Origin of the sequence: Pseudomonas putida, from assembly GCF_028682175.1 — a bacterium.
Lineage (GTDB): Bacteria > Pseudomonadota > Gammaproteobacteria > Pseudomonadales > Pseudomonadaceae > Aquipseudomonas > Aquipseudomonas putida_AD.
This window is the reverse complement of record NZ_JANHKS010000018.1, coordinates 1-11763: the sequence shown is the minus strand read 5'-3', so window position 1 is coordinate 11763 and position 11763 is coordinate 1. Positions and strand designations below refer to the sequence as shown.

Below are 11763 nucleotides of genomic sequence, written 5' to 3'. Positions count from 1 at the left end.
CAAGCCGTGCTGCTACGGGGAGACAGTGAAAATCTGCTATGACTGATGGTTCGACTCACAGCATGCAGGGGCCCGCGCCATGCCACATCTTCTGTACATCGAAAGCTCGCCACGCAAACAGCGCTCGGCGACCATCGAAGTCGCCAACGCCTTCATCACGGCCTGGCAGGCCCAGCACGCCATCGCCACGGTGGATACGCTGGACGTCTGGAACACTGTGCTGCCGGAATTCGACGGCGCGGCGCTGGACGCCAAGTACGCAGGCATCCAGGGCATCGAACGCACGCCGGAACAGAAACAGGCCTGGGCGCAGATCAGCGAACTGGCCCAGCGTTTCATCCAGGCCGACATCATCCTGTTTGGCGTGCCGATGTGGAATTTCGGCATTCCTTACAAGCTCAAGCACCTGATCGACGTGGTCAGCCAGAAAGATTTGCTGTTCACCTTTGACGAGCGCGGGCTCAACGGTCTGCTCGATGGCCGCAAGGTGGTGGTGATCGCGGCGCGCGGCGCGCCGCTGGACCGGGCCGAGCATCAGGTCGCGTACCTGACCACCTGGAGCGAGATGGTCGGGATCGACGAGCAATACAACATCGTGATCGAGAAGACCCTGATGGGCCGGGACATCGACGCCGAGTCGCGCCGAGCCTCGATTCAGACTGCGCTTGAACTCGCTGCAGAGCTTTGACGCGGCTCTGCCTCGCGCAGGTCGCGGGCCTGGAGGATGCGCGGCAGGTTCTGTTCGATCCACGTCGTCAGGCCGTCAACCTGCAACGCCACCTCCTTGCCCATGGGCGTGAGGTTGTATTCGACGTGGGGCGGCACCACGGGCAGCGCCTTGCGGTCGACGAAACCGTCCTGCTCCAGACTCTGCAAGGTTTGCGAGAGCATCTTCTCGCTGACCCCGCCGATCTTGCGCCGCAGTTCGCTGAAACGGTGCATGCCGTCCAGCAGCACCACCAGCACCAGCACGCCCCAACGGCTGCACACGTGGTTGAGGATCTCGCGGGACGGACAATCACGCGCCAGCACCTCGCCCATGCGAATGCGTTCGAGCAGGGATGCGTTTTCGGGGCTGGGGCTGATGGTGGGGGGTAGCGTGGAAATATCGTTCATGGCACTAACCTTTTCGTACGTACTTACGAAAGGTTAGCACGATCTCTATGCTGGTCGCACATTCAACGTCACCAAGGAAATCATCATGATTGTCATCACCGGTGCTTCAGGCCAGTTGGGCCGTCTGGTCATCGAGCAACTGCTGCAGAAGATCCCCGCCTCACAGATCGTCGCCGCCGTGCGCAGCCCGGAAAAAGCCAGTGACCTGGCCGCCAGGGGCGTACAAGTGCGCAAGGCCGATTACGCGCAACCTGCCACGCTGGAAAGCGCGTTTGCGGGGGCCGAGAAAGTCTTGCTGATCTCCTCCAGTGAAGTCGGCCAGCGGGTCGCGCAGCACAAGGCCGTGATCGCCGCCGCGCAAAAAGCCGGGGTCAAATTGCTGGGCTACACCAGCGTGCTGCATGCGGCGACGTCACTGCTGGGCCTGGCCGAAGAACATCGCCAGACCGAAAGCGCCCTGGCGCAATCCGGTGTGCCCCATGTGGTGCTGCGCAACGGCTGGTACCACGAGAACTACACCGCTGCGATCCCCGGCGATCTGGCCCACGGCGCGCATTTCGGTTGCGCCGGTGAAGGCCGCATCAGCTCGGCAGCACGGGCTGATTACGCGGCGGCCGCAGTGGCGGTGCTGACGGCCAGTGAAGATCAGGCGGGCAAGGTGTATGAGCTGGCAGGCGATGATGCCTACACCCTGAGCGAGTTTGCGGCCGAGGTAACGCGCCAGTCGGGTACGGCGGTGAGCTATACCGATTTGCCGGAAACGGGCTTCAAATCGGCCTTGCTGGGCGCAGGTCTGCCGGAGTTCGTCGCCGAGCTTCTGGCCAACTCCGATGCCGCAGCGGCCAGGGGCGCGCTGTTCGATGATGGCAAGCAGTTGAGCCGCCTGATCGGGCGAGCGACCACGCCGCTGGCGGTCAGCGTGGCCCAGGCGCTCCCCCGCTAACACCACATTTCCCGTAGCAGCACGGCTTGCCGGCGGGAGCGGTGTATCTGTGAAAGATATAGTCACTGACACACCGCTCCCGCCGGCAAGCCGTGCTGCTACGGATCGGAGTGATGGGAAGATTTGGGGTTTGAGGACAAGAAAGGTTGCAAGCTAACGATTTTCAACCTTAATCTTTGCCGCTTGTTTCAACGCCCCTTTCAGCGAGCCAAGGCCAGGATCCGATGTCCTCCGTTTTAAATGTGCTATTGCCGATCTTTGCCCTGATTCTGGTCGGTTACCTGTGTCGCAGAACCAATCGCCTCGGCCCGACCGCCGCTTCGGAAATCAACCGAATGGTGGTGTGGCTGTGCCTGCCCGCGCTGCTGTTCAATGCCACGGCCACCGCCACCTGGGAGCAGATCTGGCACCCCGGTTTCGTGCTGGTGTTTACCCTGTCGACCATGACGATGTTCGTCATCACGCTGCTGCTTCGTCGCAAGAAGGCCGGGCATTTTGCCGATGCCAGTATCGATGCGCTGAGCGCCTCCTACGCCAACACCGGTTACATCGGCATCCCGCTGTGCGTGATGGTGCTGGGCCAGAGTGGCCTGGAACCGGCGTTGATCGCCTCGCTGCTGGTGGTCTGCGTGCTGTTCGGCATAGCGCTGGTCTGCATCGAAGTCGGCTTGCAGAGCGAAGCCCATGTGCACCGTATCGTGCTCAAGGTGCTGCTGGCGCTGGCGAAGAATCCGCTGGTGGTGTCGCCGATTCTCGGTGCCTGCTGGGCGAGCACCGGGGCGCCGTTGCCGGGGCCGCTGGAGAAGTTTCTCAGCCTGCTGGGCGCCGCGACCACGCCCTGCGCGCTGATTTCCCTGGGGCTGTTCCTGGCCCAGAAACAACAAGGCCCGCGCCATGGCACGAGCCTTCTGGTGTTGATCAAGCTGGTCGCGCATCCGCTGCTGACCTGGTTCTTGGCGTTCCGGGTGTTTCACTTGCCGCCGCTATGGGCCAACTCGGCCCTGCTGCTCAGCGCCCTGCCCACCGGCACCGGGCCGTTCATGCTGGCCGAATACTACAAGCGCGAAGCCTCAGTGGTGTCGAGCACCATTCTGATTTCGACCCTGGGCTCGTTGGTCACCCTGTCGCTGTGCATCTATTACATCAACGGATAATCGGTAGTAGCACGCTCCTTTTTTAGGAGCGCGCTTGCCCGCGACGGCGTCTGACCTGCCGACAACGCTTCACCGCCCTACTCAAATGACTTTGCTCGACAACGCCTGGGCAATGAAATCCGCCTGCCGAATCGCCAGCGTGACGATGGTCAATGTCGGGTTTTCCCCTGCGCTGGTGGTGAACTGGCTGCCATCGGAGATGAACAGATTGGGGATCTCATGACTCTGCCCGTGCTGGTTGCACACGCCGTCCTGTGCCTTGGCGCTCATGCGGCAGGTGCCCAGGTTGTGGGTCGAGGGGTACGGCGGCACGCGGAAGGTCTGCACCGCGCCCACCGATGAATACAGCGCCTCGCCCTGCTTGAATGCGTATTCGCGCATGGCCAGATCGTTGGGGTGGTCATCGTAGTGCACGTTGGCCACCGGCAGTCCGAAGCGGTCCTTGACTCCATCGTTGAGGGTGATGCGGTTGGTGGCCTGGGGCATGTCCTCGCCGACGATCCACATCGCCGCCAGCTTGGTGTATTGCTCCATCACGTTGGTGAAGTCGCGCCCCCAGGCGCCCGGATCGAAGAACGCCGCCAGAAACGACGGCCCCAGCGATACCGTTTCCATCTCGTAGCCGCCGACGAAACCACGGTCGGGCTTGTGGTGGATCTCGTCGCTGATGATCCCGGCCATGATGGTCCCGCGATAGAAATGCACGTCTTCCTTGAACGAAGCGAACACGCTGCCAGTGGTGTGGCGCATGTAATACTTGCCCACCGTGCCCGAACCATTGGCCAGGCCGTGGGGGAACTGGCTGCTGGCGGAGTTGAGCAGCAGACGCGGCGTTTCGATGGAATTGCCCGCCACCGCGACCACCCGCGCCTTCTGGCGCTGCTCCTTGCCCTGAGCATCGAAATACACCACGGCGTTGACCCGGCCCTTGTCGTCGTGCTCGATTTTCGCCACGTGGCATTGCGCGCGCAGCTCCAGCTTGCCGGTGGCTTCGGCCGCGGGAATCTCGGTGTACAGGGTCGACCACTTCGCGCCCATCTTGCAGCCCTGGAAACAGAAGCCCAGTTGCTGACACCCGGCGCGGTCCTTGCGCGGCTGGCTGTTGATCGCCATGTGCCCGGTCGAACACTCCTTGTAACCCATCTTCTGCGCGCCGTTGTACAGCACCTTGAAGTTGTTGTTGCCCGGCAGGCCGGGAATGTCGTTGGTGCGGGTCACGCCCATCTTGTCTTCGGCACGGGCATAGTAAGGTTCAAGCTCCGCCAGGGTGACGGGCCAGTCCAGCAGGTCCGCGCCCTTGACCGGTCCGTAGGTCTGCAGCGCACGAAACTCGTGTTCCTGAAACCGCAGGCTGGCGCCGGCCCAGTGCGTGGTGGTGCCGCCAACTGTCTTGCAGATCCAGGCCGGCAGATTGGGGAAATCCTTGGCCACCCGCCAGGAACCGGAGGTGGTGCGCACGTCGCCCCAGGACAACTGGGAAAACGACGGCCATTCATCGTTGATAAAGGTGCCCGGGGACTGGCGCGTGCCCGCCTCCAGCAACACCACCGGCACGCCCTTCTGGCACAGCTCGTTGGCCAGGGTCCCGCCGCCTGCCCCGGAACCGATGATGACCACCACCGAATCGTCGTTGAAATTGTAAGTCGTCATGATTTCTCTCCTCAGGCAGGTACAGCCGGGCTGGCATCGACAGGCGGGTTCGGCAACCATTTCAGGTCGTTGAATCCGCGATGGATGTAGCCGCCTTTGGGAAAGGACGCGCCTTCATAGCCGAAGTGCTGGTAGGCCAGTTCGTTGCTGTACAGGGTGTTGACCGAAGTGCCACGCACCAGCGCGAAAAACGGCTCGCCCTGCACGTCCTTGAGCAGGCTCACCTGTTTGTCCTCGGCAAGCTTGCTCCAGTCGCCACCTGCGCGCTGATCGAGATCGGCCAGGCCTTTTTTCAGCAGGTCGGCGATGCCCGGATCCTGAGCAGCCTTCTCGTCCAGGGCTTTGACGGAAAACGCATAGACGGCATCTTCCATGGTGTCATGGGGGAAAATCCTGCGGATCACCAGCAACAGCTTGCTGCCGGTGGCGCTGTCCAGCGTGCTCATTTCCAGCGCCCAGGTCCTGCTCGGCGCCAGCAATGCGATAGGTCCGGAGGTAAACAACAGGGTTCCCAACAGCAATCCGCCACTGCCCTGCAGGAAGCGGCGACGATCGAGCATCAGGTCTCTCATGGCTTTTGTCCTTGTTATTTTTGTTGTCGGTGCAATAGAGCTCAATTGATAGTAGTAGCGCTGTTGGGCACAAGGTAATAGCGGTCTACTACGTGGTTATAAGCCCACAGAACGTAGCAGCACGGCTTGCCGGCGGGGGCGGCCTCAAGATCGCCCCGCGGGCAAGCCCGGCTGCTACGGGCCTCGGCGTTCGCGAGTGAGCATGGTCGCCAGCGGCCGTAGTAATCCGGTATTACCTCACCCGCCCGGCGGCTTTCTAAACTGCCTGACCACTCCTCACGAGCAGCCTGCCATGTCCTTCCAGAGCGAAACCCAACCCGGTGTCTGCACAACGCCCGATGCCGTCACGCAGGATTACGTGTTCAATCACACGATGTTGCGGGTGAAGGATCCGGCGCGTTCGCTGGATTTCTACACGCGGGTGCTGGGCATGGGTTTGCTGCGCAAGGTGGATTTTCCAGAGGCGAAGTTTTCGCTGTTTTTCCTGGCGATGACCAAGGGCGTCGAGGTGCCGGAGGATGACGCAGCGCGGATGAGCTACACCTTCAGCCGCGAGTCGGTGCTGGAACTGACCCACAACTGGGGCAGCGAAAGCGATGATTCGCAGTACCACAATGGCAACAAGGACCCTCGCGGCTTCGGGCACATCTGCTTCTCGGTGCCGGACATCGAGGCGGCCTGCGCGCGCTTCGAGTCATTGGGCGTGCCCTTCGTCAAACGCCTGGACAAAGGCATGAAGCACGTAGCCTTTATCAGCGATCCGGACGAATACTGGGTGGAGATCGTTCAGGCCGACCTGCTGGGCAATCTGGGCCAGTGATCAGCCCGCAAGCCGCCCCGCCCTCGGGCGGCTTTCGTGGCGATGTCAGTCGAGCGCCGCCACCACGGCATCGAAAAACGCCACCGGTGAAACCAGCGTCCGGCGCAGCGGCTTGGGCTGGGCGCCGAAGGTAACGATCACCACTTTCTGCGCCGGATTGACGTAGATGTTCTGGCCCTGCATGCCGATGGCCGAATAGGCACCGTCCTTGATCGACTGCTCGGTCTGGGCCGGCCACCACATGTAGCCGTAGGCCAGCGGTTTGCCGTCCTTGAGGGTGGTCGAAGAAGTGGCCTGCCTGACCCAGCCATCGGGCAGGATCGACTGGCCGTCGATCTTGCCCTGGTTCATGAAGAACATCCCGAAACGCCCGAAATCCCGCAGCGTGGCGCTGATGCCGCTGCCGCCGATTTCGATGCCGTTGGGTGAGTCCAGCCACCACTTGGCGTCGTGCTCCATGCCCATGGGCTGCCAGATCTTCTGCGTGAGGTAATCAGCCAGGGGCATCTTCACCGCACTGCGCACGACCTCGGCCAGCACCTGCGCTTCGCCGGTGTTGTAGTTGTTCACCGTGCCGGGTTGGGCCGCTCTTGGCCGGCTGGCCATCAGTGCCATGGCCGCCCCTGGTGTCTGCGACATCTGCGCACGCAGCAGTGCCCGGCGATCCGATTGAGGGTCGGTGAAGGCCTCTGTCCACTTCACCCCGGACGCCATCATCAGCACGTTGCGCAGTGTGACGCCTTCGTAAGCGGTGCCTTTTAGGCGAGGTACGTAGTCGGTCACCAGGTCATCGACGCTCTTTATATAGCCGTCACGGATCGCCGCGCCCACCAGCGTCGAGGTAATGGATTTCGCCTCCGACATCGACATCCAGCGGGTTTTCTCGGTGTTGCCGAACTGGTAGATCTCGTAGGCGATCTGGCCGTCCTTGAGCACGAGCATAGCCGTCACGCTGTCCAGCGCCACATAGTCGAACAGGTCGTACTTCTTGTCCTGCCAGGTGAACTGCACGTTTTCCAGTTGCTTGTGGTATCGCGGCAACGGGTAGGCATGGCCGCCCGCGCTGATGGTGCGCGAGGGAAACAGGCGGTCGATGTTGCGATAGGTGCTGACGGCCAGATCCGGCAGCATGGTGCCTTCGTAGATCTGCTCGACGCTGCCGATCGGCTCGTGAGCGTGTGGGTATTCATAATCATCGGCCCGGGCATGGGAGCCAGCGCCAAGAGTCAGCATGCCCAACGACAGCATCAGCGGGTGAATACGCTGAAACGAACGGCAAACAACGCGTGCAATCATGGAACATCCTTGTGTAGGAATCGGGACGATTTAGCACAATACAGTTACAGAATCTCTTAACCTGAGTTTTGTAATTCTGTATGTGACAAACGGCCTGAGCCGATCAGACTATCCGTTCGTTTTTTCGAACAGAACAATTCAAATGATCAAACAGCCGTCTTCCCTTTCCACCAAACCGTCCCCTCGCCTGTTCAGCCTGTTTTGCCTGGCCAGCTACCTGCTGTCGATGGCCTACGGCTCGACTTTCCTGTTATCCCTGCTGATGAGCAGCCACGGTGGCAACGAGAAGAATGCCGGGACCGTGATTTCAGCCGCCATGGTCAGCACCTTCGTTGCTGTGGTGCTCTCCGGCCATTTGTGCGATCGGCTCGGCGCAGCCCGCCCGGTTGCGCTGTGCGGGATTGCGCTGGTGGTGGCCAATCTGGGGTTCGCAGTCAGTGCCAGTCAGTTGCAACTGATGATGCTGTTCGGTTTTGTGCTGGGGATCGGTTGGGGCGTGTTCTACACCCTCGGGCCGATCATGGTGGCGATGATGGTCGAGCCCGCCCAGCGCGCCCGCTATTTCGCGCTGCTGTCGGGCAGCATGATGAGCGGCATCGGTTCGGCGCCGCTGCTCGGCAGGCTGGCGAGCCAGGCCGGTCTGCCCATCACCTGGGCATTCGTGCTGGCGGCGCTGGCGAGCCTGATGGGCGTCCTGGTGTTCTGGCGGCTGGCTGATGCGCTCAGGAAGCTGCCGGACCAGTCGGGCGCGGTCGCCTCGAAACTGTCCCTGGCCGGTGCCTTGAGCGTGCTGCGTTCCAAGGCGGTGTTCGCGATTGTGATGGTGGGCCTGGGTGGCGCGATCTTCGGCGGCTTGTCGAGTTTTCAGACCAGCTACGCCCAGGCACGCTCGCTGGATTACTCGCTGTTTTTCGCAGGCTTCATGGGCGCCGCCATTAGCGGGCGGATGCTGGTGGCGGGGATCGTGGTCAGGCGCGATCCGTATGTGATGTCCTGCCTGCTGTCGGGGCTGATCGTTGTATCGGTGCTGATGTTTCAGTTTCAGGTGAGCAGCAGCCTGGGCTATCTGCTGGCGGCCATCGTGCTGGGCGTCGGGTACGGCCTGACCTATTCGGTGATCAATGGTCTGGCGGCGAACGAAGCACCGGCCGGCACCACGACCCAGTCGCTGCTGTTGTTCAGCCTTTCGTATTTCATCGGCGTGTTCGGCTTTCCGCTGTTGGCGGGCAAGGTGATCGTCGAGCATGGGTTGTCGACGATGCTGGGGATTTTGTTGGGGGTGGCGTTGCTGAACTGGTTGATTACGGTGGTGAGGCTGGTGTGGCGATCTTTGGTTGCATCTGACGTTGCTTCGGTTGGCGAGCGGCAGCGTCCCTGACTACGCTCCCGCCGGCAAGCCGTGCTGCTACGGGCAGGCGGTGTGACGACTATCCCGTCAGCATTCACTCATCCGGTAGCAGCACGGCTTGCCGGCGGGAGCGATCTCAAGGGCGCCATCGCGGGCAAGGGTGTGTGTACCCCGCAAACAAAACCACCGCCCCAAGGGCGGTGGTTTTTTATTGCAGGGGACGTGGCGTCAGGCTCAGACCTTGACGACCCAGCCCGCCGGTCCTTCGATGTCGCCGAACTGGATACCGGTCAGTTCCTTGTACAGGCGCTGGGTTACCGGGCCCACTTCGGTTTCGCTGTGGAACACATGCAACTTGTCCTGGTAGCTGATCCCGCCGATTGGCGTGATGACTGCGGCGGTACCGCAGGCGCCGGCTTCCTTGAACTGGTCCAGTTTGTCGATGAAGACTTCGCCTTCGGTGACTTTCAGGCCCAGGCGGGTTCCGGCCAGTTCGATCAGCGACAGTCGAGTGATGCCTGGCAGAACCGACGGCGAACGCGGGGTGATGAACTGGTCATCGTGGGTGATGCCGAAGAAGTTGGCCGAACCGACTTCCTCGATCTTCGAGTGGGTCAGGGGGTCCAGGTAGATGGCGTCGGCAAAGCCGTTTTTCTTGGCTTCGCTGCCCGGCATCATGCTGGCGGCGTAGTTGCCACCGACCTTGGCGGCGCCTGTGCCTTGTGGCGCGGCGCGGTCGAAGCTGGAAATCACGAAGTTGTGCGGCTTCATGCCACCTTTGAAGTACGGGCCAACCGGGATGCAGAACACCGAGAAGATGAACTCGGGGGCCGTGCGCACGCCGATGTTGTCACCCACGCCGATCACGAACGGACGCAGATACAGCGCGCCGCCGGTGCCGTATGGCGGAATGAAACGCTCGTTGGCGCGGACCACTTCCTTGCACGCCTCGATGAACATGTCAGTCGGCACGTGGGGCATCAGCAGGCGCGAGCAGCTGCGTTGCATGCGTGCGGCGTTCTGGTCCGGGCGGAACAGGTTGATCGAGCCGTCTTTGGCGCGGTAGGCCTTCAGGCCTTCGAAGCACTGCTGGCCGTAATGCAGCGCAGTGGAACCTTCGCTGATGTGCAGCACGTTGTCTTCGGTCAGGGTGCCCTTGTCCCACTGGCCATCACGCCAGACGGACAGGAAACGCTTGTCGGTCTTGATGTAGTCGAAACCCAGCTTGTCCCAGTTAATGCTTTCGTTACCCATGACACCCTCTATTTCCTGGCCAGCACGCCCGGCGTGCGCAGGGGCTGGCGTTTCTACAATATGGTCGTGAAGGCCCGGTACAGGACACGGCCCGTTCCGATGTTGCGCCATATTACTGATTTTTTGCCCGGCAAACCGCCCTCTCGCCACTTAATCTGAAGAATCCTGTGCCCATGGCCTGGATCATCGGCAACGAGCATCTTCCGCAGGGCCGGCATTGATGGGCAGAATGGCGGTTTATCACGTCAAGGAGACAAATGATGTCAGCAAAATTGCCGAAACATGGCGCCGTGCTGTTTGCCAAGGACCTGCCGCGAGTTGCCCGCTTCTATAGCGAACTGCTGGGCATGGTACAGACTGTAACTGAAACACGGCTGATCGTGCTGGAGTCGGACAGCTTTCAACTGGTGATTCACGGTATCCCCAAGGCAGTGGCAGATCGTCTCGACATCACCACCCCTCCCCAGCGCCGCGTCGATCTGCCGACCAAACTGGTATTCCCGGTGCCAAGCCTGGCCCAGGCCCGGGCTGATGCCGTAGCGCTGGGCGGCCAGGTGGATGCTCCGTCTGCCGAGTTCAAGGCTCGCGGCTTCGTGGCCTGCGACGGGTTCGACCCTGAAGGCAATGTGGTGCAGTTCCGCGAAGCCGCATTGTAGGGCCAGCGGGCGATCTGCGCCGCCTGTATCAAAAGCTGAACACTGCCCGTGCAGATCCGCAAATCTTGCCTATCGTGTTGTAATTCACATGAAACAGGAGCAAGGCCATGGGTATCGAGCAACTCTTCGCGGATCTGGGCAGTCTTCCGAGCATTCCCAAAGTGGCTCAGGACCTGATTCAACAATTCGACAACCCTTCGTCGAATCTGGAAAGCATCGCGCGCAACATCCAGAAGGATCCGGTGATTTCGGCAAAGATTCTGCGCCTTGCCAATTCTGCGCGTTTTCGCGGGGCGCGGGAATCGTCGAGCATCGAGGACGCCGCCATGCGCCTGGGTTTCAACACCCTGCGCACGCTGGTGCTGGCTTCGGCGGTGACGGGCGCGTTCAAGGCCAGCCCCAGCTTTGACCTCAAGGGTTTCTGGCTCAAGAGCTTCCAGGTGGCCGGGATCTGCCGTCTGCTGGCCAAGCAATCCGGTGCGGACGCCGAAATCGCCTTTACCTGCGGGGTCATGCACGACATCGGCGAGTTGCTGATCCAGACCGGCGCACCGACGGTGGCCGAGCGCATCAACGCCGCCACCAAGACCGGCACCACCAGCCGGGCGGCGCTGGAGACCCTGCAACTGGGCTTCGGTTACCCGGAAGTCGGCGCGGAACTGGCGCGACGCTGGCAGTTGCCTGCGGTTATCCAGCACGCCATTGCCTACCAGGCACGCCCGATGCAGGCACCTGGCGACGCCACCCAAGCGCGGATCGTGGCCCAGGCGCTGACCATTTCTGACGCGCTGGAGAACCACGGCGGCGCAACCCCTGAAGCGCAACAGGCGGCTGACGGCCCGCTGATGGAGGGTATCGATCTGACCGCACTGTTCGCTGCCCTGCCTGCGGTGCTGGAGGCGGACAAGGCGTTTGCCGAGTTGTTGAATTGACCTCTTCATTGCTCACCCCAGT

At 61.7% G+C, this 11763-nt stretch carries 12 protein-coding genes; 7 read left to right on the top strand and 5 right to left on the bottom strand.

The genetic code is table 11. The annotated features are described in order from the left end of the window. Positions 1-79 precede the first annotated feature (79 nt). Complete coding sequence (locus NPS29_RS14535; RefSeq protein WP_274133426.1) at positions 80-688, top strand: FMN-dependent NADH-azoreductase; 609 nt, start codon at positions 80-82, stop codon at positions 686-688. Here NPS29_RS14535 and NPS29_RS14530 read toward each other — a convergent pair. Next, a complete protein-coding gene (locus tag NPS29_RS14530; RefSeq protein WP_425312511.1) occupies positions 655-1041 on the bottom strand; it encodes a winged helix-turn-helix transcriptional regulator in 387 nt (128 codons plus the stop codon). The two genes, NPS29_RS14535 and NPS29_RS14530, sit on opposite strands and share 34 nt — an antisense overlap. Positions 1042-1201: 160 nt before the next feature. On the opposite strand from NPS29_RS14530, the gene NPS29_RS14525 reads away from it, so the two are divergent. Together NPS29_RS14525 and NPS29_RS14520 are read left to right on the top strand one after the other, a co-directional pair. Beyond that, positions 1202-2059: an SDR family oxidoreductase gene (locus NPS29_RS14525; RefSeq protein WP_274133424.1), complete on the top strand. Its 858-nt coding sequence runs from the start codon at positions 1202-1204 to the stop codon at positions 2057-2059. A gap of 224 nt (positions 2060-2283) precedes the next feature. After that, positions 2284-3213, top strand: coding sequence for an AEC family transporter (locus NPS29_RS14520; RefSeq protein ID WP_274133423.1), 930 nt, complete (start codon positions 2284-2286; stop codon positions 3211-3213). Positions 3214-3294: 81 nt separating this feature from the next. On the opposite strand, the gene NPS29_RS14515 is transcribed toward NPS29_RS14520, so the two are convergent. After that, positions 3295-4863: a GMC family oxidoreductase gene (locus NPS29_RS14515; RefSeq protein ID WP_274133422.1), complete on the bottom strand. Its 1569-nt coding sequence runs from the start codon at positions 4861-4863 to the stop codon at positions 3295-3297. Positions 4864-4874: 11 nt separating this feature from the next. After that, positions 4875-5435: a tat (twin-arginine translocation) pathway signal sequence gene (locus tag NPS29_RS14510; RefSeq protein ID WP_274133421.1), complete on the bottom strand. Its 561-nt coding sequence runs from the start codon at positions 5433-5435 to the stop codon at positions 4875-4877. Between the two features lie 292 nt (positions 5436-5727). Between NPS29_RS14510 and gloA the strand changes: the two genes are divergently transcribed. Continuing rightward, a complete protein-coding gene (gloA, locus tag NPS29_RS14505; protein ID WP_274133420.1) occupies positions 5728-6255 on the top strand; it encodes a lactoylglutathione lyase in 528 nt (175 codons plus the stop codon). A 45-nt stretch (positions 6256-6300) separates the two neighbouring features. Here the strand turns inward: gloA and NPS29_RS14500 are convergent, their stop codons facing one another. Further along, complete coding sequence (locus NPS29_RS14500) at positions 6301-7551, bottom strand: serine hydrolase domain-containing protein (protein WP_274133419.1); 1251 nt, start codon at positions 7549-7551, stop codon at positions 6301-6303. A gap of 142 nt (positions 7552-7693) precedes the next feature. Here NPS29_RS14500 and NPS29_RS14495 point away from each other — a divergent pair, with 142 nt between their 5' ends. Continuing rightward, positions 7694-8929: an MFS transporter gene (locus tag NPS29_RS14495; RefSeq protein ID WP_274133418.1), complete on the top strand. Its 1236-nt coding sequence runs from the start codon at positions 7694-7696 to the stop codon at positions 8927-8929. Positions 8930-9133: 204 nt separating this feature from the next. On the opposite strand, the gene NPS29_RS14490 is transcribed toward NPS29_RS14495, so the two are convergent. After that, positions 9134-10153 (bottom strand): branched-chain amino acid aminotransferase, encoded by a 1020-nt coding sequence (locus NPS29_RS14490; RefSeq protein WP_274133417.1) that lies wholly within the window; start codon positions 10151-10153, stop codon positions 9134-9136. A 260-nt stretch (positions 10154-10413) separates the two neighbouring features. On the opposite strand from NPS29_RS14490, the gene NPS29_RS14485 reads away from it, so the two are divergent. Both NPS29_RS14485 and NPS29_RS14480 read left to right on the top strand, forming a co-directional pair. Next, complete coding sequence (locus NPS29_RS14485) at positions 10414-10809, top strand: VOC family protein (RefSeq protein ID WP_274133416.1); 396 nt, start codon at positions 10414-10416, stop codon at positions 10807-10809. 107 nt (positions 10810-10916) lie between these two features. Further along, positions 10917-11741 carry an HDOD domain-containing protein gene (locus NPS29_RS14480; protein ID WP_274133415.1) on the top strand — a complete coding sequence of 275 codons (825 nt, stop codon included), beginning with the start codon at positions 10917-10919 and terminating at the stop codon, positions 11739-11741. Positions 11742-11763: the final 22 nt, after the last annotated feature.